We start from the raw sequence: 23,796 nt of genomic DNA, 5'->3' as shown, positions 1-23,796 counted from the left end.
TTACTTGCCCCCCTTTTCCGCTGCGTTTACCTTGCCATTGTGCAAGAAGAAAGTCAATGCGAAGGCTGCCAAAGCAAACATCGCAGCGACGAAAAACGACGTGTGGAATCCATCTAGCATTGCGTCTAATGCTTTTGACCCGTATGCCAGCGGATCAGCCGTCTTTAACCCGGCGCTTGGCATGTTATCGTTTGCAACGGATTGCATGACAGAAGCCAAAATGGCCGTTCCAAGCGATGCCGCAATTTGGCGTGCCGTGTTGTTAACCGCCGTTCCTTGCGCATTTTGTGCCCTTGTCAAAACCCCCATGGCCGATGAAGTCAACGGCATCATGGTAAAGGCAATACCAGCCATTCGAACCATGTACAAGCTCGTAATGTAAATCGTTGGCGTCGTTTCAGTCAAGAAGTAGTAAGGCAAAGTAGCCAAGGTAACCAAAGCAAAACCAAAGATCGCCAAGCGCTTGGCCCCATATTTATCATAGAAAGAACCGGCGATTGGTGAAATGGCTCCCATCATCAAGGCACCGGGCAGCAAAGTCAAACCAGAATCCAAAGCAGACAATCCGCGAACTGTTTGCATATAGGTTGGCAAGACCATTTCAACACCCAACATGGCGATGAAAGTCAATGATACTAAGGCAGTGGTAATGGCGAATTGCTTATTCATCAACACAGTCATGTCCAGGAATGGCTTTTCCATGTGGAGCTGGTGACGAGTAAACTCGGCAATCACCATGGCCCCGACAATGATTGGTGCAATCACGTATGAGAACGATCCCCAACCATGGTCAGAGACCATTGCAAAACCGAAGAGCAGCAGGCCAAAGCCAACTGTTGATTCGATCAACGAACGGATATCCAAGGATACCTTCTTGGTTTCCAACACATTCTTAAAGAAGAAGATGGAAAGTAAGAAGACAAGGATGGCAAGTGGCATCACAAGACCAAAGATCGAACGCCAATCACCACCCCAGGTCATCCCTAAGAAGTTGTGCTTTCCGTCCAAGATCCAACCAGACAACGTTGGACCGATGGCAGGTGCCATTCCGATAACCAATCCAATTGATCCCATGGCCTTTCCCCGTGATTCAGGTGAAAATAGCGTTAAGGCCACCACCTGCATCAAAGGCATCACAATTCCGGCCGCCATGGCTTGGAGCGCACGGGCCAACATCAATACCCAAAAGGCTGAAGTTGGAGCGGTCCAGGCCATAAACGTTCCAGCAATATAGATGGCCAAAGCACCCAAGTAAAGATACTTCGTTGGAATACGCGTGGTCATGTAGGCTGAGACCGGCACCATGATACCATTGACCATCAAAAAGATCGTCGTCAACCACTGCACCGTTGCTGAGTCAACGTTAAAAGCTGTCATCAATGCTGGCAGCGCAGTTCCCAATGAGGTCTGCATCAAGATGATCACAAATGATCCGATCATCAGCAAGGCCATCATGGCAATTTTATTCACCGCTTGCGCGGAGGGTTTTTCATTTGAATTTGCCATTTCTTCCTCCATTACATAAGAAATAATCCAGATAGGTATGTTACTTCCAAAAAGACAGAAAGTCAACTTGGCGAAAAAGTGCACAAAGACCCTTTCGCTAAAGGGTTCGTGGTCCTTTTTCAATTCCAGTCAGCTGATGATAGGAATCAAGATGCAGTACCCAGTCCGCTTTCCGCTTACTTTTGACGATGTACTCATCATAGTTTTTCTGATTCGTCTTTTCCCAAACCGTCATGGCCAAATCATAAAAATCCGATAGTGCCATGTGGCTGTATTGTGAACGCCAGGACTTATCATCACCGATTGATTTAACGGTGGCAAGTAAGTTGCGGGACAAATACCAGTCTTTAATATCTGACATAGCTGCCTCGATAAACACAGTGAAATCAAGTAGTTCGCTTGGTAGCTGCAATGAGACGACACCTTCTAAGATCAAGATGTCCGGTCGATCAATCCGCACGAACCGGCCCGGCACAATGTCGGCCAAAGTTTGCGAATATTTTTGTGTGGTCTGCACTGCTTGACCGTCACGAAAATTCTGCACAAAATCGCGCAAGCCCTTCAAGTCATACGATTGGGGAAAGCCCTTCTCATCAAAAAAACCTTCTTCGTGCAGCTCCGCATTGCTTTTCAAAAAGTCATCCGTGGACATAATGGCTACACGATAACCTGCTGCTTCAAGACCTGTGGATAACCGCTCGGCTAGAGTGGACTTTCCCACCGCCACCGACCCGGTTAGTCCGACGGTAAAAAAAGCCCCTGTTTGGGCTTTTTCGATCTGCTTCATTACGTTTTCAATCATGAACTGTCTCCAATCGATAGAGCGAATCTGGAAGTTGTTCGATAAGTGGTGATTGGGCACCAACACCAAGCAACGTTAGGCGGTGCATGGCACGGGACGTGACCGTGTAAAGCAACCGACGCAGCTCATCCGATGGATAATGCTTGGCGTCCGCCTGCCAGACGATCACGGCGTCAAATTCCAATCCCTTTGCTAAATAGGAAGGCAAAATGACAGCCCCGGGCGCCAGGCGCTGATTTTCAGAGCGAATCAAGGTGATCTTTTCGTCTTCCAACTCCTTAGCCAAAGCCTTGGCTTCGGCAAGTGTCCGGGTAATCACCGCCGTCTGTTCATTATCATCGTCGTTTTGGATTAACTGAGCCTTAAGGGCCTTCAAAGCGGCTTCATCATTGTCCGCCAATTTCATGACTGGTACATCCCCATTTCGGTTGAAGGCTTCGATGGTCTTGCCATCCTTCAACAAACCCTTTGAGAAATCGGTGATCTGCTTGGTCGAGCGATAAGTCTGCGTCAGTTCGACGAAGTCGACTTTGTCACTCGGAAAAAGGGAGGCGAAGTCGTCTTCTAAAGAAGATGCCCAATCTTGGGTGAAGATGGCTTGATTCAAATCGCCTAAGACCGTGAATTTGGCATTTGGGAAGGAGAACTTCAAGAAGGCCAGCTGGAATGGCGTGTAATCCTGAATTTCGTCGATGAAGAGGTAGCGGATTTCTCGTTGCCCATGCTTTCCCGTGATCAAATCATAAAGGTAAAGGTAAATCGTCGTTGTGGGCAGAGATAACTTCTTTTCCTTTAAGGATTGGATGAAGTCCTCGACATAGGCCGTCCATTCGCTCTCGCTGATGGCAAAGTCTGATAGCGACAAATACTTTGGTAAGGCGCGTAGCAAATCAACGAACTGGGCGTTGATATTAATGAAACCAGCCCGCCGAACACGTTTAGCCAGTGGACGTAGTGCCTGTGTCACGATTTTTTTAGCCAAGAACTGCCGTTCCTGTTGGTCGGAAGCAAAGGTCCGTTCTTTTGGCCCATCTCCTAATTGATGGCGACGTGTCAGATCACCAGCATCGTTGATTTCATCATCGCCAATCCGGACTTGGCCAGCGCCAACCAGCTCGTCGTATTCTTGCTTGGACAAGTTTTCAATCGCCAGTTCGACCCACTCTTTTTTCATTTGAACGCCAACTTGAGAACGTAGCGAGCGAATCAAACTCTCCTGAGTGGCTTCCAACCGCTGAGACAACTTGTAATTGTCATTATATTGGTAATAAATCGACTGAATTTTTTCCTTCGACAGGAGCGCTTCACCGCGGAAATTCAGATTGCGCACTTTCAATCCCGCTTGGTTCAAATCCTTGGCATAGGCCTGGACCGCCCGGAACATATCGAGCGAACCAAGCATTCGCTCGATTTTTTCGTTTTGATTGTTCGTCTCAAAACGGTCTTCTAAGGTCTGCACTTCAAAGTGCGGCAACCGGTGGGAAGCATACTGATAGAAAGTCAACTGCACCAAGTTTTGCTCCCCTAATTCCGGCAGCACTTGATCAACATAGTCGTTAAAAAGTTGGTTTGGTGAAAACATCACCACTTGGCCCGAGTTCAACTTTCCGCGGTAGCGGTACAGCAAATAGGCGACGCGTTGCATAATCGCCGCAGTCTTTCCAGACCCTGCAGCACCCTGAACAAAGAGCAAATCTGCATCCGTGTTACGGATGATCTTGTTTTGTTCTTTTTGAATAGTCGTAACAATCGACTTCATCTTGGTTGTTGATTCACCAGACAAGGCGTTTAGTAACATCTGATCCCCGATCGCCTCTTCTGTATCAAAGAGCGTGACGATTACCCCATCTTCAATTTCAAATTGGCGTTTCAAGGTGACTTCAGCCTGCTGCTTCCCAGCTGGCGTCATGTAGTCGACCTTGCCAAGACCACCATCATAATAGATAGAAGCAACTGGCGTTCGCCAATCATAGACCCAAAAACGGCCGTCGTCATCAGCAAAAGAAGCCAGACCGATGTAAACCGTCTCTTTTTCCCGATTCTCTTCGGCGTTGTCCAAAAAGTCGATCCGGGCAAAGTAAGGCTTTTCCTTTTGCTTGGCAAGTGTTTGATAACGGTCTTCCGCACGAGATTTAGCGGATTGGCGCTCTTGAATCGCCTGTTGTTGCTGACGAATCGACATCGCCGTTTCGACAATCCCGGAGTAAGTCGACGTCTTGACCCGGACGTCATCCCAGCCAGCAGCGACATCCGAAAGAGAGCCTTTGGACTTCTTGATTTCCTCTTGCGCTTCCAATTGCGCCAGGTCGATTTGCTTTAGCGTTTGATCTAGGTATTCTTGTTCGCGGACTTTTTGCTCGTTTGACACAGTACACCCCTTCTAAAATTACGTTGTATCCATTATACGCCTATCCAATTTAGAAAGATACAACATTAATTGGAAATTTCACAAATTTATTCGGAGATAAATAAAAAAAACCGGCCGAAACCGGTTTTTAAACATTCATTACTTGTTTGAAAGCGATGCGATACCTGGCAATTCCTTACCTTCGAGGTATTCAAGGGAAGCACCACCACCCGTTGAGATGTGGGACAACTTGTCCGCCACACCCAAGGCTTGAACAGCGGCCGTTGAGTCACCACCACCGACAATGGTCGTTCCACCGTTTTCAGTAACCTTAACCAATTCGTTTCCGATGGCCAAAGTTCCCTTAGCGAAGTTCTCCATTTCAAAGACACCCATTGGGCCGTTCCAAACAACTGTCTTAGCTGATGCCAAAACATCGTCGAACAACTTCACTGACTTAGGACCGATGTCCAAGCCCATGTAACCGTCAGGAATACCAGCTTCGGCATCAACAACTTCCGTCTTGGCATCGTTTGAAAAGGCGTCGGCTGCGACTGAATCAACAGGCAAAACCAACTTGTCGCCAGCTTCAGCCATCAAATCCTTAGCAGTTTGGATCTTGTCTTCTTCAAACAAGGAGTTTCCAATCTTGTTCCCCTTGGCTGCGTCGAATGTGTAAGCCATTCCACCACCAACGATAACCTTGTCAGCTTTGTTCAACAATGACTTCACAACGTCTATCTTGTCAGAAACCTTGGCACCACCAATGATGGCAACAAATGGCCGCTTTGGTTCTTCAACCGCATCACCCAAGAACTTGATTTCCTTTTCCATCAAGTAACCAGCAGCGGCTTGGTCAACGTTAGATGCGATTCCCACGTTAGAAGCGTGTGAACGGTGAGCCGTTCCGAATGCATCGTTGATGAAGAGGTCATCGCCGAGGGAAGCCCAGTACTTACCCAATTCAGGGTCGTTCTTGGATTCCAACTTGACTACTTCGCCATCCTTGACGTCTTCAAAACGCGTGTTTTCGACCATCAAGACTTGGCCATCTTCCAAGTTGTTGATGGCTTCTTCCAACTTAGCACCGCGCGTTTCAGGAACGAAGATCACTTCTTGTCCGAGCAATTCGCCCAAACGCTTGGCAACGGGTGCCAATGACAATTCCTTCTTGTCATCTTCTGACTTGATACGACCCAAGTGTGAGAACAAAACGGCGCGGCCGTTTTCCTTCATCACGTGCTTAATCGTTGGCAATGCTGCCACGATACGGTTATCGTTACCGATCACGCCATTCTTGATAGGGACGTTAAAGTCCACGCGCATCAATACTTTCTTACCGGCCAAATTCTTCAAATCTTGAACAGTCAATTTTGCCATGTGTGCCTCCAAATAAATTCTTTATTTAACAAGACAATTATAAAGCAAATGCTGGCAAATGTCTGCACGGTCTGCTAATTTTGTACCGTTTGTTACTTGTGCAGGCAACTGCCAAGGAAAGGCCAGTTCCATATCAAAGGCCTTGCCAAAGCGAAGCAGGGCAAGAGTAGCACTGCCGATGATAAAGAATGAAATGATAATGAATAGGCTGGCGAAGGTATAAAAGTTCCCATTAAAGCCTTCCCCCGACTTTTCAAGGCAACAAAAAAAGCAGACCTTTCGGTCTGCTTTTTTTACTTCATTGCCCCTGCTGGGATCGAACCAGCGCATGGAGGTACCAAAAACCTCTGCCTTACCACTTGGCCAAGGGGCAATGCTTCAAATTTGCCTGAAGCGAGGCAATGGGGGCGGTAGGATTCGAACCTACGAACCCGAAGGAACGGAGTTACAGTCCGTCGCGTTTAGCCAGACTTCGCTACACCCCCATGTCTTAAACAACTTCTCTATAGTAACAAGAAAGCTGTTGTCTGACAAGTTTTTTATGGAATTTTTTTACCAGATTTGAATGCGCTTTTCCGGTGCCAAATACATGCCGTCTCCTTCTTTGACATCAAAGTACTTGGCAAAGTCATCAAAGTTCTTGACCGTCACGTTCGTCCGTAATTTAGCAGGAGCGTGGACATCGATTGTGGCCAGCAAAGCCAAATACTCGGGCTCAGCCTTTTGCCGCCAAAGCGTGGCAAAGTTCTCAAAAAAGGCCTTGATGTTAGCATCATCACCAGCCTTTGTCGCAGCAAGCGCAGCCGAAACCCCACCAAGATCCGCCACGTTTTCGGAAACGGTCAGGTGCCCATTTACTTTAGCGCCGGCAGAATCCACCCCATCGAAAGCCTGAATGACCGCTTCAGTCTTTTTCTCAAAGTGGTCAAAATCCGCTTTAGTCCACCATTCTTTCAGGTTTCCTTTCTCATCAAAGCGGGCACCATTCGTATCAAAAGCATGCGTGATTTCGTGGGCAATCACCGTTCCGATACCGCCGAAATTTTGACTTGGCGACTGCTTCAAATCATAGAAGGGCGCCTGCAAAATGGCCGCAGGAAAAACAATGTGATTGAAATCGGGTGAATAATAAGCGTTAACCATATCAGCCGGCATTCCCCAGCGCTCCTTGTCCGGCTCTTTTCCCCACTTTGAAAAGTGTTCGGCAACCGTTTCTTTTGAAAAGCGCTGGACATTTTCAAGCAAGCTAGCTTGTTCGTCGACCTTGCGCTTGGCCAAATATTCCGGCAACTTTTCCGGATAGCCAACCTTAACACCCAAAGCATGCAACTTCACCTTGGCTTTGGCCCGGGTCTCGTCAGATAGCCAATCAATCTGGTCGAAGCGACGCTCATAGACCTGAATCAACTCTTGTACCATTGTTTCAACATCTTTTTTGGCTTTTGGCCCAAAATACTTTTCGCCATACCACTTACCAACCGCCTGGCTGAAGAAGGCACGCGCTTGACGAAAGGCGGACTTTTCAGGATTAGCAGCTTCTTTGGTCCCCGACAATGCCCGACTATATTGACCGGCAATGACCCGCGTTTGGTTTCCTAAGAGCCCTGCCACATCAAGCAAATTTTCAACAATTAACCACCCCTTGATGGCTTCGAAATTCGTTTTCGTGTAGACCTCATGCGCTGACTTAAAGAAAGCGCCATCATAGATGATCACCTTGTCCGGCTCTTCGCCCAAAAGACTGGCCAGCGTCTTTTTCAACGTCACTTCCGGCAGTGCTTCTTCCGCTTTTTCCAAAGTCATTGGATGGTAATTTTTCCATGAATCGGACAGCTCTTCTGAAGAGGATTGCCGATCAGCCAGCAATTGATCAAAGCGCATCGCTTGTTCGACCAAACGTTCACTTTCAGCGTCAAAATCCAAGTGAACCAACAATTCACGAACCATGGCTGCCCAGGTAGCTAACAGTGCATCCTTTTGTTTTGCGTCCTTATACGACGTCGTATCTGGCAAAATCAAATCCGGATTGCCGAGCCACAATTCATTACGACTCGTGTTTTTCGAATCCGGGCTAACCGTTGGGGCCAAAATCGTTGTATAGCCCGCTTTGATCAAAGCGGCTTCCTGATTTTGTAATGCTTCAAACGAATCCAGAGCAAATAAGGGGGCCAAAAAATCACGAACTGCTTGCTTTTGACTTGCCGCACGAGAGGTCCAATCCTTAGTAAGCTGATGCATTTTGACAAACTCCGTCAACGCATCGGGCGCTTGCTCTTTTCCCTCTTCAATCGCTTTTACAACACGCCGTTCTTCCTTTTCGATTCCTTCGACAAGGTCGTAGAAACCGCCGGTTACGGGCCGATCTGCGGGAATGGTTGCTTGTTCGATCCAGTCCCCATTGACTGCGTCGTAAAAATCATCTTGCATTCTGCTTTTCGCCATTGTGATCCCCTTTTCTTGTCCTTTACTTAACGTCATTATCCTGTATTCCTCATTTTTTTGCAATAAAAAAGTCCGCATCGCGGACTTTATCGGATTTATAAGGTTTTTTCACCAACGTTTTTTGGCAAAGTCAACACTTCAAAAAGAGGGTAAAGCGACAGGAGTCCAACCAAGAACAGGGTCAGCTGATAGGCCAAAGAAATCACGACAACTTGTGAAAAAAGCGCAACCAAAGTGGCCACAAAGCCGACACCAAAGGCTTGCGACAACATCTGCATCACCGACTGGAGGGTGTTGGCCGCGTTCTTTTCTTCTTTCGACAGTTCAGCAAAGGCCAAAGAATTATAAGATGTCAGCGCAAGTGAACGGCCAACACCGGAAACAAAAGCGACCGTCGCAATCCAAACTTTCACCGTTTCCATGTTGAAGGCTGCCATTAAGAAAGTCGACATCGTGGCCAACCCAAGGGCCAAGGCCAAGGCGTACTTGTAGCCCATAAAACGGATGATCGGCGTCGTAAATGGCTTGATTGCCAGATTGCCCAAAAAGATGAAGATGACATAGGTTCCAGCCTCAATGGCCGACCAGTGGAAAGGAACTTGAAGCAAAAGCGTCAGCAGATATGGCAAGGCCCCAATCGTCATCCAAAAAATCGACCCACCCGTTTGGTAAATGCGAAAGGACTTGATCGATAAAGCATTCAGCGAAAAGAGTGGTTCGTCAGCTTTAGACAAGTGAAAGAAGGCCAAAACGGACATGAGCAATCCCAGTAGCAACATAATCCCACCGACCAGCAAGTACTGTAATCCCCTCGAAAGCAATTCGGCTGAAATGAGAATCAATCCAGCAGCAACCGCTACTTCAAGAAAGCCCAACCAGTCAAAGGACACGTTTTCTTTTCGATTTTCATCGTGAATTAAGAAGTACCCGGCAATCAAAATGGATAAACCAATCGGAAAATTCAAAAAGAAAATCCAGTGCCAGGAAAGTGCTGAGACAACCCAACCCCCAAGCAAAGGTGCAATGGCTGGTGCAATCAAGGCTGGCCAGATCAAAAAGGAGAGGATTTGCAACAGATTTTTCGAAGCCACGTTTTCAAGAATGATCAGCTTGCCGACCGGAATCATCATGGCACCTGCCATCCCTTGGATGGCTCGCATGATCAAAATATAAGTCAGGTTATCAACCAAGCCAACGGCCACCGATGAAATGGTAAAGACGATGACGGCGATCAAAAAGAGCGTTTTGCGACTCATTTTTTTGGCCAACCAACCTGACAGTGGAATAAAGATGGCTGCAAAAAGCATGTAGACCGACACTAAGAGCGAGGCCGATGACTGACTAACCGACAGATCGAAGGCGATTTGTGGCAAAGCCGTGGTCACGATGGTTGAATCCAGCATTTGCATAAAAAGTGCGGCCGCCACGACCAGGGCGGCCCGTTTTAACGTTGCTTCTTTCATTAGATCTTCCTTTAACAAAAAATAAAAACAGGGCCAACAAGCGTTGTCCTGTTTCTTTTCAAAAACACTCTAACTGTACTTTTTTCTAGAAATTCCGTCAAGAACAAAAAGCCCTCTTAGCTTTCGACAAGACGGTGTTCGATAACCGCTCGGCCGTTTAGTGGCTGCACTTTTCGGTGATTGTCAGGATAACTTTTTTTCAAAAAGGCCAAGTCGCTTTGGTGAACGGCTAATGGCGCATCGACAAGGAGCCAAGCGACATCTTCTTTCAAAGGTGGCGTGGTTAGTGTACCTTGATAGGCCCATCCTTTTTGAATGTTTTTAGGCAATAAGTCCTGTAAATCGACAAAAGCCTCTTCTCCGTTTAAAATCGGTGCCAGCTGCAGAGCAGACGCCTCATCTTTTTCCAAAAAAATCGCCAATACCAAGGTGCCGCCATCTGGCCGCTGAAAGACCAAATGCAATTCCGCAGCCGCTTTTTTGCCAAACAAGTAATGTTCTGCGCCGTCGTGCAAATGAAAGCGGACAAGGTCATAAGAACGGTCGTTCACCTTCAGCTGTCCCGTTGCAAAGAACTGATCACCAATGACCGGCTTCTTTTTTAAAACGGCCGTTTTCCCCAAACCAGACCAATCAACCGACCAGTCCTCGCCCTTTTGGATGGCCGACTGAGTGACGTCAATTGGTGATTGCGCTCTTTCTTTTGTCGTGTAGCGCCAGGCCGACTGTTCCTGATAATCTAATTTATCCATAAGAAGAGGCCCCAATCAGCTTTTGCTTGATTCACTTCGTGTCTTAAATCGTTTGATAGATCGAGAAGTACATGAGTCCTGCGCCCAGCAGAACAAAAACATGCCAGTACACATGCCCCATTGGGATGCTTGGTACCAGGTAAAATATCGTGCCTAATGAGTAGACAATCCCCCCTGCTAACAAAAGCCAAAAGGCACTTGGCGCAAGGCTTGCCCAAATAATGGGCATGACCAAAATAATCAACCAACCCATGACTAGATAGATGGTTACGGCAACCCAAGGCCAGCGTCCAACAAAGAAAATGTCATAGATCAACCCAGCAATGGCCATCAACAAAATGGCCGTCCAGATCCCCCAACCCAAAGGTCCTTTCAAGACAAGCCAGGTATACGGTGTATACGAACCAAGAATTACCAAGTATATCCCGGCATGATCCATAAACTGAAAAAGTTTAGCCGCCTTAGTAAAGACTAGGGCATGAAAAAGCGTGGAGGCCAACAAGAACAAGGAGATTGATGAAAGGTAAATGGTTACCGCGCCGATTTCTAACGGCGTCAATGGCTGCTTTGCGATTTTCAAAATTAAAAAAACCGCGGCAATGATGGCCAAAACAAAGCCCAAACCATGGGTGACTGCATTTAATACTTCATAGACAATTTGATAAGCTTTTGTCTGTTTTTTCATGTTCTTTCCTCCGAAAGGGGGTTAAAATCGCTTGATACCAGTTTATCCTAGTTTCTCAGATTAAGCAAAAAAACGCTTCATTTTGAAATATTAAAACTATACCAATTGACAATTTATTTTAGAAAGTTTATACTAAGTTTGTATTCTTAATTAGAAAAAACCACGTAGGAGGTCAGAACATGAAGTTAACGTTTACTGATAAGGCCAAGGCACGTTTGGAAAAGCTTGCTGGTGACAACAAGAAACTCGTTTTGGATTTTGATGACGGGGTTGGCCCATTCTCAAATGAAGCCAACTGCACCTTAGCGCTTTCCTTTAATTTACTCTTTGTTCCAAATGATACCGATTTGTCAGAATTTGGGGCAACGTTTGATTCCAACATGGGCACAATTCATGCAAAACCATATTCATTAGAGCAAATGGACGAAGAAATGACGGTCGATGTGAATGAGAAGTACTTGCGTTATACTCTTTCTGGCCGTGGTGGTGTTTTGGATCCCGCCCTTGGCATTAAAACACTTTAAAAAAAAACAGCCCGTTGGGCTGTTTTTTTTGCTTTTTTATCGCTTATTTTCCATAGGATTGATAATCCCTTGACCAAATTACCGCCATGGCGCCGTCACCAGTATGCACCCCAATGACCGCATCCATTTCAGCCCGTTCAAAGGTAACTGCCGGATACTTAGCCGAAAAGTCTTTCAGCCATTTGGCGCCAAGCTTTTGATTGTTTCCGTCGACAATGTAGGCCCGAACTGGAAAATCGGCTTTGGACAAATAATCCTCAAAAGCCCCTTGAATTTCTTCTTTGGCCCCAGACATCTTCCGAACCTTACCAACAGCGCCGATCTTACCGTCACCTGCAATGTCGAAGTCCAAAATTGGCTTAATATTAAGCAAACCACCAATCAAGGCCTGCCCACGAGACAGGCGGCCTGTGCGCTTCAAATGGGAAATGTCATTCACCACAAAGCGAACCCCTAAATGCGTTTTGAAATCAGCAAGCTGGGTCAAAATGTCATCCATTGCCTGACCCTCAGAGGCCAACTTCGCAGCTAACAACGCTTGATCGGCTTGCGCCATGTTGACCAACTTGGAATCAACCACTTCCACCCGGTCCAATCCTTCGTAGTCTGCTGCCACTAATTTAGCTGTCTGAAAAGCACCAGAAATCCCAGAAGATAAGGTCACGATAATCGCTTGATCGTACCCGGCATCCTTGGCTTCGTTCAACGCTTTTTCCCACTGAGCAGGCGAGGGCTGTGAAGTCGTTGGCAATTCTTTCTTTTCATTCATTAACGAAATAAGCTGTTCGATTGACGTGAGATCTTGTCCACCCAAGAAAGTTTCTTGGCCAAACAAAACAGGAATAGCGACTTCAATAATATGATACGAGTTGCGAATACCTTGCGGCATTGCAGCGGATGAATCGACGATTACCCCGATTTTTGACATAATTCTTCTCCTAAAAATGTTTCAATAGTTATTATAAGGAAAAAGGCGACCACTTAAAAGAGCAGATAACCGATTCCAAAGGCCGCAAAGCCCGATACAAACTGCAAAGTTAAGTAGCCGGCTTGTTTCATAAAAGCGCCGAACTGCTCACTTTCAGTCATCATGGACGAAAAGGTCGTCAAACCACCCAAAAGGCCCGTTTCTAAAAAGAGCGTCAAGACTTTGACAAGTGATAAGGATGACAGGACGCCTAGGAAAAAAGAACCTAGCAAATTAACCGCTAAAACGCCGGTCAATACCGTCCGTTGACTCGGCCAAAACATCAAGATCAAAGAACGTAAAACCGACCCGATTCCCGTCCCAAGCATCACGACAAGCAGCTGTTTAACCATGTCTGTGCCCTCCCGTTGTCTTTCTGGCCAGCAGGTAACCGACTTTTTTTCCGACCCAAATCGAAAAAAAAGCCAAAAGTAAGGAAGCGGCCAACAGGAGGAAAAAGCTACTAAACAATCGATTAACGAACAACGTATCCAATTCGAGAATCAAGGCACCAAAAGTCGTAAAACCGCCTAAAAGACCGGTCCCCAAAAAGGATTGAACATAGGCCAGACCATCCTTTCTTTGCTTCATATAGGCAGCCAAGGAGGCCAAACAGCCGGTTCCAACCGTGTTAATGAAGACCGTCACCAAAGGCCAAGCCCCGATTCCGGGCAGCAACCCCAGCAAATAACGAAAAGCGCCGCCCAAGCAACCGCCTAAAAAGACTGCGAGCAACGTGACGGGTAGTTTTTCCTCAGACATGTTGTTTTTCACCTGTCTCACAAAGCTTTGCTCCTGCCATTTGATTGACATCTTCTAAGATATCTTCCAAGGAAATTGTCGCCATTTGCTGATAAAGGCTCTGATCTAGACTTTCATAGTAACTAGAAAGTACCGGATTCACTTGTTTTGCAATTGGGCAGTCATTATTGACTTTGTTGTCCAGGGGAAAAACAGAAGAATCAGGATCGACTGCCTTCAAAATGGCTGCCATGGAAATGGCCGATGCCGGTTTTGAAAGAATTGGACGAGAAAAGTGGTCGCCTTCTCGCTTAATAATATCGGCGGCCATCATATCGGCCATTAAAGCGCGAATTCTTGATGGATTTGTGTTGACGGAAGCCGCAATGTCCTTTGAAGAAAATTTTGTTTCATTATCCGCCCGGGCAATATATAGAAGGATATGAATGGCATTCGTTAATTTTAAAGAAGGTTTCATTTCTAAAAATCCCTTGTATTTTTATTAGTACTAGTATACTATAACATATGTACTTTATAAAAATACAAAAGAGGAATTGCCATGACCCATTTTAATGATCTACAAGAAAAGCGTCGATCCATCTACGCTTTATCAAAAGAAATCGAAAAAACCGACGACGAACTCTTCCAATTAGTCAAGACAGCCATCAAAAACACGCCGTCTGCTTTTAATTCACAATCCGTTCAGGCCGTGGTCTTAACCGGTGATGCTCACGACAAGCTCTGGGACATGACCTTAAACGAATTGGCGAAGGTTTCTTCTTCTGAGGAAGCCTTTGAACAAACCACACAAAAAATCAAGGGCGCCTTCCAATCCGGTTATGGTACCGTGTTGTACTTCACCGACCAAAAGATTGTGCAAGGCTTAAAAGAGCAAGCCCCTCTTTACGCTGATAATTTTGATGACTGGGCAGAAGAAGCGGTTGGGATTAGCCTCTATGCCGTTTGGTTAGCCCTTGCTGAAGCCGGTATTGGTGCTTCTTTGCAACACTATAACCCATTAATTGACGAAGCGGTAAAGCAAGAATTCCACATTCCAGAAAACTGGGTGTTGCGCGGTGAAATGCCATTTGGCGCCATCAAAGCCCCTGCTGCTGAAAAGACATATACTGATGATGATGCTCGTTTCAAGCATTTTAAGTAATTTTTCTGAGAAAACCTCCGGGTTTTCTTTTTATTTTTTCATTTTTCTTGACAGCGTAAAGTGACTCTTGTATGCTTAGGTTAACTTTTAATACTTTAGGAGCATTTTCATGACTGCATGCCAATCACAATTGAATCGCCAATGGTGGCGCCGGTAGGAATGCAGCTTTTCGGTTGACGGACAAGCTGTAACGACAGTTTTGTCCCAACCGGCTTCTTTTCAATGGTTAAAAGTCTGTTTGGGTATTACACAACACCCAGGCAGGCTTTTTTCATGCCAAAAAACCTCCTGGGTGCAGTAAAAAAGGGAGATAGATGATGAATAAACGTTTACTAATCGCGACCTCAGTGATTGGTGCTTTCTTAGTTTTTGCCTTCTTCACCGAAGGATTAGGAAACCATGCCAAATCACAACAAACGAAAACAGTTGGAATCTTGCAGCTAGTGACGCACCCCGCTTTGGATCAGATTCATCAAGGGGTTGTTCAAGGGCTAAAAGATGGTGGTTTTACAGAAGGAAAAAACCTAAAAATTTCCTATCAAAACGCACAAGCCAACCAGGCCAATCTAAAAACCATGGCACAAGACTTCGTGAACAAGGATACGGACTTGAATGTCGGCATTGCCACCCCTGCGGCTTTATCATTAGCACAGGCTTCTAAAAATGAAACGTCGACGCTATTGGCAGGAATTACCAATCCTGTTGGCGCAAAACTAGTCAATAGCCTCAAGCAGCCTGGAAAAAACATCACCGGCGTATCCGGTGACTCACCCTATGCCAAACAAGCGCAAGTCTTCAAGGATATTTTGCCAAAGGCTAAAACCATCGGGATCATTTCAACAACATCGGATGCCGGCGGTACCTACAACGCAGCTCAAATGACCAAGACTTTGAAAAAAGCCGGCTACACGGTCAAAAACTACACCATCTCGTCGACAAATGACATGCTTCAAGTGGCCACCACAATGGCTGGGGAAGTGGATGCCATCTATGCGCCTCAAGATAACTCTGTGGCAACGGCCATGAAGACCTTGGTCGCTGCTGCAAAGGACAAAAACGTCCCCGTTATTCCATCCAACGACACCATGGTGAAGGATGGGGGCTTAATCACCTATTCCCAATCTCAGTACCAAGTTGGCTACCAAGCTGGTCAAATGGCTGCCCGGGTTTTGAAGGGCGAAAAAGCCCAAACCATGCCAGTCCAAACAGTGGATAAAGGGACCTATGCCGTAAACTTACAAACTGCTGCTGACCTTGGCATCCGGTTGCCCGATGCCATTGTAAAGGAAGCTAAAGAAAATCAGGAGGCCTACTAATGTCTATTATCGTTTCTTCCATCTCACAGGGCATCCTCTGGGCTGTCCTCGGGGTCGCCCTCTACCTGACTTTCCGTATCCTAAACTTTGCGGATATGACGGTGGAAGGTTCCTTCCCCCTTGGTGCCTCAACGGCCGTTTCTTTGATTGCCCACGGCACCAATCCATTTTTGGCAACAATCGCCGCTCTTTTGGTCGGTTCCATCGCTGGTCTTCTGACTGGTCTTCTCTATACGAAGGGCAAGATTCCCATCCTTTTAGCCGGAATCCTGGTCATGACCGCCTGCCTGTCAATCAACCTGCGAATCATGGGTTCGGCCAACATCTCCTTGCTGGACCAAAAAACGATTTTCTCCCTGCCCTTCCTTTCCGACCTGCCAAAGTACTACGACGGTGTCGTGCTTGGCTTGATTGTCATTGCCATTATCTTGGCCTTCTTAATCTGGTTTTTACAAACCGAACTCGGACAGGCCTTCATCGCAACAGGTGATAACAAGACCATGGCGGCGGCCTTTGGGATCAAGACCGATCAAATGACGATCATGGGTCTGATGGTCTCAAATGCTTTGATCGCCTTTGGTGGTGCAGTCATCGCGCAAAACAATGGCTTTGCCGACATCAACATGGGAATCGGTATCATCGTCATCGCTTTGGCATCGATCATCATTGGTGAAGTGGCCTTTGGGGATCTTTCCTTAAATCAACGGTTGATTGCTGTTGTGATTGGTTCCATTATTTACCGTTTAGTCCTGCTAGCTGTTTTGCAGCTCGGTTTCTCAACCAACGATCTGAACCTGATTTCATCGATCATCTTAGCTTTGGCCATGATGCTGCCACAGGTTCGCAAGTACTTGAAGCTCGATAAAGTCTTACACTTTGGAGGTAAAGCACATGACTAAGCCAGTTTTTTCTTTAAAAGACGCAACGGTCACGGTTTCAAACGGTACCACGATCTTAAACAACTTAAACTTGGATATCTACCCAGAGGACTTCATCACGGTCCTTGGAACAAACGGGGCTGGTAAGTCGACGCTTTTCAACGTCATTTCTGGCGACCTCCCCCTAACTTCTGGATCGCTTGAACATAACGGGCAGGATATTTCCCACCTTTCAGCTGTCAAACGAACCTCTTTCCTTGCCCGGGTCTTCCAGGATCCAAAGCTCGGAACCGCCCCACGCATGACGGTTGCTGAAAACCTCTTGCTTGCAGAAAAACGCGGTAGCAAGCGGACACTTAAAAGCCGTCAGCTGACAAAAGAAAAGCTAGCTGCTTACTATGACCTGACCAAAACGATGGGCAACAACCTTGAAGAACGCTTGCAAACGGCCACCGGCTCACTTTCAGGCGGTCAACGCCAAGCCCTCTCCTTCTTGATGGCAACCCGGGTCAAGCCTGGCTTGCTTTTGTTGGACGAACACACAGCGGCTTTGGATCCCAAAACATCGGACCAGCTGATGGCTGCCACGAACCAGCAGGTAAAAGGCAACCAGCTGACTGCCTTGATGATCACGCACAATTTGAAGGACGCGCTCACTTACGGTAACCGCTTGATTGTTTTGAACGCCGGACAAATTGTCTTAGACGTTCGAGACAACGAAAAAGAAAAGCTCACCGAAGCGGACTTATTAACGTATTTTGTTCATTAATCGAGCAGAGAAAAAGGACAACCATAGCAATGGTTGTCCTTTTTAATTGTTTTAAAAATCAAAGGGATTTTCCTCTGAGTTGATTTTGTCAAAGACCTGAAAAAGGTGGTCACGTTCTGTGATCTTATACTTCTTCATCTTCCGATCGTAGACGACCTCAGACTGCACGTCTTCACCCTGTTGTAGATCCAAAAGGAACTCCCGGATCGCCGCAATATCTCGCTGAACCGTCTTTTGGCCAACGAAAAACAGGTCTTCAATCTGATCGACTGACATCGCTTGCTTGGAAATCAGAATCGAATATAAGCGTAAGATGCGCTGTTTATCGTTAAAGACGTTTTTTTCTCGTGACATGTGGCAACTCCTCAACTGATTGTAGCAAAAAAAAGTCCCAAAACCTAGCAAAAGCGCAACAAAAAAGCAGACCAAACGGTCTGCTTTTTTTCAATTTAGACTGAGCGTCGCTGGAAAATTAAGAAAGTTAGCGCGTAAATAGCGGCCAAGTAGAGTAAGTAAACCACCCAAATGATCGAAATATTGGCCCCAAAATAAAGTTCTAAGGCTTGATTATGCGCCGTTGTTCCGTCGAAATTAGCCAACAACGATTCAACGGTAAAGGGGTTCCACTTCAATGGCTCAAAGAACTGCACCAAGAAAGTCGTCAGCGCCGCGATAATCGATGTAGCAACCGACATCACGATCCCGAGTGAAACGGCAGCTGCCGAAGATTTGACCATATTCGCTACTAACAACACGACGGCAAAGAAGAAGAGCGTCATGAGGACGTCCATGACTTGGCTAAAGAAGAATGGCTGCCAGTCAATTTCCGTTCCATTCTTGCCATTTAGCATTTGGAAGATGAAACGACCAATCAAGGTTCCAAAAATAGCAGAAAGCAAAACGATTACGTATTCGCAAACAATCATGATAATCTTTGATAAAAAGATGAAAAAACGTGAGTATTGTCGCGAAAGCAAAGGGCGGATTGTCCCATAACTAAACTCTTGGGTAAAGGTTAAAGCGGCAATCACTGACCCAGCGATGGCGACAACAATCTTTGCACCGCCAAGCGCCATATAGCCAATGGTTTGTGTTTCTGCTGGAATAAACCAAACTAATGTCACAATGGGCATCAAAAAGGCAATGATGGCCCAGACGTAGAAGCGATTTTGCTTCAGCGCCTTCATCCATTCTTGTTTTATTAAGGTAAGCATTGAATTTCTCCTTTTTAAACTGGCTTAGGCTTTCTTTTCTTTGTCAGACAACACTTCCATCAAGTGCTCTTCCAAATTAGCCGTTCCCGTTTGGATATCTTGCACGTCAATCTTTTCGGCAGTCGCCTTTCGCAAAACGGCTTGGGCGTTGACACCTTCTTCGACAGTGATCATCACGTCCTTGTCTTCGCCCAGCTTGGCCTGCCAACCGGCAGCTTTAGCTGCTTCGAGCATCGCTTCATTATCCGAAGTCTTGACCTTGACCTGCGCCTTGTTTTCAGACAAAAAGTCAGCCATTGTCGTTTGACGAATGATTTGTCCCTTGTTGATAATGACCACATCATCTGCCAAGCGCTGCAGTTCGTCTAGAATGTGCGAAGAAACAACAAAGGCGATGCCCTTTTCAGACAATTGCTGGATCAATTCACGAATCTCGCGAACGGATTGTGGATCCAAGCCGTTCATTGGTTCATCTAGGATCACCAACTTAGGCTTTCGAACTAAGGCAATCGCAATGCCCAGACGCTGCTTCATTCCTAATGAAAAGTGCTTGGCCTTACGCTTACCAAAGTTGTCCCCATCAATCCCAGTCAACGCCATCAATTCATCGATGTCTTCTGGATCTTTGCTGTCCATGGCATAATACTTCATGTGGTCGCGCGCCGTGAAGTTAGGATAGATCGAAGGGTATTCGATCAAGTTTCCCATCTTAGCCAGGGCCCGAGTTTTAGAAAATTGAACGGGTTGCCCATCGAAAACAATCTCGCCTTCATCAAAACGCATCAAACCCGTCATGGCGCGCATGGCCGTTGATTTTCCAGCACCGTTTGGGCCGATTAACCCAACAATTCGGCCTGGTTCGACTGAAAATGACACGTCGTCCAACGCTTTGTAGGAGCCAAAGCGTTTGGATACGTGGCGTAGTTCTAATAATGACATATGCACAGTCTCCTTTATTCCCTTATAGAAGGGCTTATTTTATTTGTGTTTTCTTGTGATTCTTCCTCATTATAACAAAGCGGTCAGACACATTCAGCATCGTGTCGCATCTTAATGTTTCTATAAAAAAAAGCCCTCCTTACGGAGGGCATTCAAAATACAGGCACCTAGTTATGGGAGAGAAGGTATAAATTAGGTTTAGAGAGAAGTATTTATAGTAAACTAGATGCCTGGTTTTTTGATATATTTCTATATCATGGTTTTATTATGCGTTTCCCAGATTAAATCCACGTTAAAGTAGAATATTTTTTCCTAATTTATTTTCAAACTTTGATCAATGCTTATTTAACCGTGCCCAAGAAGTACTTTTTCTTACCGCGCCGGACTAAGACGTACTGTCCTTCATAGGCGGAAGAAGGATCGATTTCTGTTTCAACATCCGTCACCTTTTCGCCATTGATGCGGATAGCGCCATTCGTCACGTCTTCGCGAGCTTGACGTTTGGACTTTTCGATTTCAGCAGCCACCAAGAAGTCGACGATGTTTTGCTTCTTTTTCGCTGTTTCAAAACCAGGTACACCTGAGAACACATCCTTGATTTGTTGAACCGTTAATTCAGCAACGTCCCCAGAGAACAAGGCCTTTGACAGTGCTTCAGCTTCTTCAACTGCTTTTTCTCCGTGAACAAAAGCGGTCACTTCTTCTGCCAAACGCTTTTGTCCGAGACGGGCACCTGGGTTCTCTTGGACTTCTTTTTCAAGCGCTTCGATTTCTTCTTTTGACAAGAAGGTAAAGTACTTCAAGTATTTAACGACATCGGCATCCGCCTGGTTATACCAGAACTGGTAGAAGGTATAGGGTGATGTTTTGTCAGCGTTTAACCAAATGGCATTGCCTTCTGATTTTCCAAATTTCTTACCGGTTGAGTCGGTCATTAAGGGAATCGTCAAGCCAAAGGCAGCAGCCTCTGGCCCTTCAATCGTGTGAATCAGGTCGACACCAGCCGTAATGTTTCCCCACTGATCGGATCCGCCAATTTCAAGGCGAACGTTTTCTTCTTGGTAAAGGTGTAAGAAATCAATAGCTTGAAGAATTTGGTAAGTAAATTCCGTATAAGAAATTCCCGTTTCCAAACGGGAAGCGACAACATCTTTTTTCAGCATGACGTTAATTGAAAAAAGCTTTCCGTACTCTCGTAAGAAAGTTGGCAGTGTCATCGTGTTCAGCCAATCAGCATTGTTGACGATCTTCGTTCCATTTTGCCCAAAAAGCTTGGTCACCTGTGCAGCGATGCCCTGTTCATTTCGCTTTAGTTGTTCTTCTGAAAGTAGCTTACGTTCAGTGGTTGGGCGAGGGTCGCCAATTGAACCAGTTGCCCCTCCAACAATAATCACGGCCTTTCCACCAGCATTTTGGAAACGCTTCAACACCATGAAAGGAATCAAGTGGCCAAGGTGCAGGGAATCAGCAGTTGGATCGGTCCCGACGTAGGCGCCGATTTGCCCTTCAGCCATAGTTTTTAACAAGCCTTCTTCGTCTGTGACCTGGTTCAATGCACCACGCCATTTCAAATCTTCAATAAAATTCATGCCTACTCCTTTTGTCTACTAAAAAAGTCGCCCTAATCCTCTTCTGATTAGGGCGACTAAACCGCGGTACCACCTAAATTACCCCTTTGGGGTCGCTTACATAGCCTTAACGCGGCACTCACGTCATTTACGATTCTGTTGTGTACCTGAAGGGGGTAGACTGACTTTCACCAACCGTCAGTTCTCTTAAAACCAGTGCCCCTTCTCTCTGCAACAAATGATGTCTATATTATAGCATAACTGGCTGACGGTGCGCATTCTGTTCCATTTTGCGGGCTCTGTAATTTTTGACATACTTTCAAAGCGGAATTAAAATATGAAGTAGTAGATAGTTTTTACTTCGCAAATTATCCTGGCATTGCCCGTAGTTTGCTACGCAAACTTCCTTTGTTAGCTTTTTTGTTTGAAATAACAGGAGCAAACGTTCGATGAAAATCGCATTGATTGGTGCAGGACCACGTAACTTAGCAATTCTTGGCCGGTTAATTTTTACAATTAACACCAAGGTGCATTATGAAGTCGATCTTTTCGATCCCGCCCCCATTGGGGGTCGAGTTTGGAATCCCTTTTTAAAAAATAACCACACGTTTTTGATGAACTCCTTTGCCAATCAAGTGACACTTTTTGACGATTATGAGCTTTTCGATCACGATGTTCCCATCAGTCGCCCCAACCTCTTAACTTGGGCCCAAACGGATGCCTTCGATTACTTAAATGACCATCCAGAATACAATTCAGCCTACCGAAACGAAGTCTTAGCTTTAGTTTCTTCTAACACGTTTGCATCGCGTGGTCTTTTTGGCGTGTATGCTAATTGGTATTATGAAACCATCAAAGCGGCACGACCAGATAACATGACGATCAACTTCCACCAAACAGAAATTGTCGGGATGGAAAAGAACCCTCGCCGCTTTACCATCCATGGTAAAAACGGGTTTGAAGGAAAATACGACCGTGTTGTTTTGGCTCCTGGCCATGTCGATAACCAGTTAAACGACAAGCAATCTGGGCTTGCACAAGTCGGTAAAAAAGCAGGCTACACCTATTACCCTGCTTCTCATCCTGCTGAAAATGATTTTTCGCATTTAGATGAGCACGATCATGTTTTAATCGAGGGATTAGGTCTTTCCTTCTTTGATGTTTTACTTTCACTAACGGCTGGTAAAGGTGGCACTTTTATTACCAACCAAGATGGGTCTTTATCTTACCGTCGTTCCGGACACGAGCCAACCATCGTAGCCGGTTCTTTTAACGGACTTCCCCCTCGTTCCAAGGGGATCAATCAAAAAGAAGCGTCACAGCTTTACCAACCACGCTTCTTTACACTTCCAAAATTGAAGTTCATAGCAGAAGAACACTCTGGAAAAGTGCCTTTCGACAGCTTCATGAATCTCTTAAAGGAAGAATTAACTTTTAAGTTCCTATTCAATCAAGTTCAACAGGCAGTCCTTCCCGATCCATCAAAAAAACCGGAGATTATCCAAGCCTTGGAAGATCCCGATAATTGGCCTAACATCAATGATAAGTTTGGCCTTCATTTGGACACGGATATTGACTGGCAGGAACTGGTTTATCCTGCGTTAAAATGGCAGGATACCGAAAATTTTGACCAACAGCTAGAAGAACACATCAATGCAGATATTCACTCGGCCGAAGTTGGAAATGATTGGTCACCCTTAACCGGTTCTTACGACCTCTTACGCGATATGCGCGAAACCGTTCGTAAACTTTACAATGAAAATTATTTCGATGCTGATGGCTATCAGAAGATGCTGACCACTTTCCGACAGTTTGATAACCAACTTTCGGCCGGTCCTCCCCTTGTTCGAATGCGACAATTGCTGGCCTTACTAGAGGCTGGTGTGCTAAAAATTGCTGGGCCTGGTTTTACAACCCAAACAGACGGAAAAGATTTCCTTGCAAGCGACCATTTAGGACACCACTTTACTGGTAATGTCTTGGTGGAAGCGCGACTTTCTACCATTGACTTCAGAATTTCTCGGTCACCGCTCATCCAATCCCTGGTCAAACAAGGATTGTTACGGTCAAATGACCGGTTAAAAACAGCGAGTGGTCGACCTTTGCTTAGTCATTCCATCAAAGTCGATCTCAATACTTTAACGGTAATCGACAAGATGAACCGACCAGTTAACGGTTTCTTCGTGTCGGGTATTCCGCTTGAGGGAACCCGTTGGTTCAATACGGTCATTCCAAGGCCATACGTGAACACTTTGATCTTTCAAGAATCCAAGCGCGTGGTGGACGGCCTCTTAAAACGACGGTCCGGCACTTCAAAATTACGAACAAAAAAGGACTGATT

23 protein-coding genes and 2 tRNA genes are annotated in these 23,796 nt (G+C 45.9%); 6 read left to right on the top strand and 19 right to left on the bottom strand.

Annotated features, from left to right (window positions below; genetic code table 11):
- The 11 genes from G6R27_RS03810 to trhA all read right to left on the bottom strand — a co-directional run bounded on the left by G6R27_RS03810 (position 1) and on the right by trhA (position 11,377).
- Positions 1-1,518: an MDR family MFS transporter gene (locus G6R27_RS03810; RefSeq protein ID WP_213819757.1), complete on the bottom strand. Its 1,518-nt coding sequence runs from the start codon at positions 1,516-1,518 to the stop codon at positions 1-3.
- A gap of 85 nt (positions 1,519-1,603) precedes the next feature.
- A complete protein-coding gene (locus G6R27_RS03805) occupies positions 1,604-2,308 on the bottom strand; it encodes a type I pantothenate kinase (RefSeq protein WP_213819756.1) in 705 nt (234 codons plus the stop codon).
- Positions 2,301-4,676 carry an RNA polymerase recycling motor HelD gene (gene helD / locus G6R27_RS03800; protein ID WP_213819755.1) on the bottom strand — a complete coding sequence of 792 codons (2,376 nt, stop codon included), beginning with the start codon at positions 4,674-4,676 and terminating at the stop codon, positions 2,301-2,303. The genes G6R27_RS03805 and helD overlap by 8 nt, the downstream gene beginning before the upstream one ends.
- A gap of 138 nt (positions 4,677-4,814) precedes the next feature.
- Entirely contained in the window at positions 4,815-6,035 is a 1,221-nt protein-coding gene (locus tag G6R27_RS03795; RefSeq protein ID WP_213819754.1) for a phosphoglycerate kinase, read from the bottom strand.
- Positions 6,036-6,056: 21 nt separating this feature from the next.
- On the bottom strand, positions 6,057-6,365 hold the full coding sequence (locus tag G6R27_RS03790) for a hypothetical protein (RefSeq protein ID WP_213819753.1): 309 nt from the start codon (positions 6,363-6,365) through the stop codon (positions 6,057-6,059).
- Positions 6,337-6,408, bottom strand: a tRNA-Gln gene (locus G6R27_RS03785). Before G6R27_RS03785 ends, G6R27_RS03790 begins: the two co-directional genes overlap by 29 nt.
- A 29-nt stretch (positions 6,409-6,437) precedes the next feature.
- A tRNA-Tyr gene (locus G6R27_RS03780) sits at positions 6,438-6,520 on the bottom strand.
- 67 nt (positions 6,521-6,587) lie between these two features.
- On the bottom strand, positions 6,588-8,513 hold the full coding sequence (locus G6R27_RS03775; RefSeq protein WP_230791186.1) for a M13-type metalloendopeptidase: 1,926 nt from the start codon (positions 8,511-8,513) through the stop codon (positions 6,588-6,590).
- A gap of 59 nt (positions 8,514-8,572) precedes the next feature.
- On the bottom strand, positions 8,573-9,940 hold the full coding sequence (locus G6R27_RS03770; protein WP_213819752.1) for an MFS transporter: 1,368 nt from the start codon (positions 9,938-9,940) through the stop codon (positions 8,573-8,575).
- A 116-nt stretch (positions 9,941-10,056) separates the two neighbouring features.
- Entirely contained in the window at positions 10,057-10,692 is a 636-nt protein-coding gene (locus tag G6R27_RS03765; RefSeq protein ID WP_213819751.1) for a carbonic anhydrase family protein, read from the bottom strand.
- A gap of 43 nt (positions 10,693-10,735) precedes the next feature.
- Positions 10,736-11,377: a PAQR family membrane homeostasis protein TrhA gene (gene trhA / locus G6R27_RS03760; RefSeq protein ID WP_213819750.1), complete on the bottom strand. Its 642-nt coding sequence runs from the start codon at positions 11,375-11,377 to the stop codon at positions 10,736-10,738.
- 179 nt (positions 11,378-11,556) lie between these two features.
- On the opposite strand from trhA, the gene G6R27_RS03755 reads away from it, so the two are divergent.
- The gene (locus G6R27_RS03755) at positions 11,557-11,901 is read left to right on the top strand and encodes an iron-sulfur cluster biosynthesis family protein (RefSeq protein ID WP_213819749.1); all 345 of its coding nucleotides are present in this window, start codon (positions 11,557-11,559) and stop codon (positions 11,899-11,901) included.
- A 43-nt stretch (positions 11,902-11,944) separates the two neighbouring features.
- On the opposite strand, the gene G6R27_RS03750 is transcribed toward G6R27_RS03755, so the two are convergent.
- From G6R27_RS03750 to G6R27_RS03735, 4 genes are read right to left on the bottom strand one after another with little or no spacing between them, the layout of a single operon-like run.
- Positions 11,945-12,829 (bottom strand): DegV family protein, encoded by an 885-nt coding sequence (locus tag G6R27_RS03750; protein WP_213819748.1) that lies wholly within the window; start codon positions 12,827-12,829, stop codon positions 11,945-11,947.
- Between the two features lie 53 nt (positions 12,830-12,882).
- Positions 12,883-13,221: a fluoride efflux transporter FluC gene (locus tag G6R27_RS03745; RefSeq protein WP_213819747.1), complete on the bottom strand. Its 339-nt coding sequence runs from the start codon at positions 13,219-13,221 to the stop codon at positions 12,883-12,885.
- Positions 13,214-13,630 carry a fluoride efflux transporter FluC gene (locus tag G6R27_RS03740; protein WP_213819746.1) on the bottom strand — a complete coding sequence of 139 codons (417 nt, stop codon included), beginning with the start codon at positions 13,628-13,630 and terminating at the stop codon, positions 13,214-13,216. Before G6R27_RS03740 ends, G6R27_RS03745 begins: the two co-directional genes overlap by 8 nt.
- On the bottom strand, positions 13,623-14,087 hold the full coding sequence (locus G6R27_RS03735; protein WP_213819745.1) for an RrF2 family transcriptional regulator: 465 nt from the start codon (positions 14,085-14,087) through the stop codon (positions 13,623-13,625). Before G6R27_RS03735 ends, G6R27_RS03740 begins: the two co-directional genes overlap by 8 nt.
- A gap of 81 nt (positions 14,088-14,168) precedes the next feature.
- Between G6R27_RS03735 and G6R27_RS03730 the strand changes: the two genes are divergently transcribed.
- The 4 genes from G6R27_RS03730 (at position 14,169) to G6R27_RS03715 (ending at position 17,734) form a co-directional block, all read left to right on the top strand.
- Positions 14,169-14,771, top strand: coding sequence for a nitroreductase family protein (locus tag G6R27_RS03730; protein WP_213819744.1), 603 nt, complete (start codon positions 14,169-14,171; stop codon positions 14,769-14,771).
- A gap of 317 nt (positions 14,772-15,088) precedes the next feature.
- On the top strand, positions 15,089-16,087 hold the full coding sequence (gene trpX / locus G6R27_RS03725; RefSeq protein WP_213819743.1) for a tryptophan ABC transporter substrate-binding protein: 999 nt from the start codon (positions 15,089-15,091) through the stop codon (positions 16,085-16,087).
- Positions 16,087-16,986, top strand: a complete 900-nt coding sequence (locus G6R27_RS03720) for an ABC transporter permease (RefSeq protein ID WP_213819742.1) — start codon at positions 16,087-16,089, stop codon at positions 16,984-16,986. Before trpX ends, G6R27_RS03720 begins: the two co-directional genes overlap by 1 nt.
- Positions 16,979-17,734, top strand: a complete 756-nt coding sequence (locus G6R27_RS03715) for an ABC transporter ATP-binding protein (protein ID WP_213819741.1) — start codon at positions 16,979-16,981, stop codon at positions 17,732-17,734. The genes G6R27_RS03720 and G6R27_RS03715 overlap by 8 nt, the downstream gene beginning before the upstream one ends.
- 51 nt (positions 17,735-17,785) lie before the next feature.
- On the opposite strand, the gene G6R27_RS03710 is transcribed toward G6R27_RS03715, so the two are convergent.
- The 4 genes from G6R27_RS03710 to tyrS all read right to left on the bottom strand — a co-directional run bounded on the left by G6R27_RS03710 (position 17,786) and on the right by tyrS (position 21,476).
- A complete protein-coding gene (locus G6R27_RS03710; RefSeq protein ID WP_213819740.1) occupies positions 17,786-18,088 on the bottom strand; it encodes a kinase in 303 nt (100 codons plus the stop codon).
- Positions 18,089-18,183: 95 nt separating this feature from the next.
- Positions 18,184-18,948 (bottom strand): ABC transporter permease, encoded by a 765-nt coding sequence (locus G6R27_RS03705; RefSeq protein WP_213819739.1) that lies wholly within the window; start codon positions 18,946-18,948, stop codon positions 18,184-18,186.
- Between the two features lie 24 nt (positions 18,949-18,972).
- Entirely contained in the window at positions 18,973-19,887 is a 915-nt protein-coding gene (locus G6R27_RS03700) for an ABC transporter ATP-binding protein (RefSeq protein ID WP_213819738.1), read from the bottom strand.
- Positions 19,888-20,228: 341 nt separating this feature from the next.
- Entirely contained in the window at positions 20,229-21,476 is a 1,248-nt protein-coding gene (tyrS, locus tag G6R27_RS03695) for a tyrosine--tRNA ligase (RefSeq protein WP_213819737.1), read from the bottom strand.
- Between the two features lie 428 nt (positions 21,477-21,904).
- Here tyrS and G6R27_RS03690 point away from each other — a divergent pair, with 428 nt between their 5' ends.
- Positions 21,905-23,794: an FAD/NAD(P)-binding protein gene (locus G6R27_RS03690; protein ID WP_213819736.1), complete on the top strand. Its 1,890-nt coding sequence runs from the start codon at positions 21,905-21,907 to the stop codon at positions 23,792-23,794.
- The last annotated feature ends 2 nt before the right edge of the window (positions 23,795-23,796 follow it).

It is taken from the genome of Fructobacillus papyriferae, assembly GCF_018437225.1.
GTDB classification, from domain to species: domain Bacteria; phylum Bacillota; class Bacilli; order Lactobacillales; family Lactobacillaceae; genus Fructobacillus; species Fructobacillus papyriferae.
Note: the sequence above shows the minus strand (reverse complement) of the source record. Positions and strands in the feature narration are given on the sequence as shown.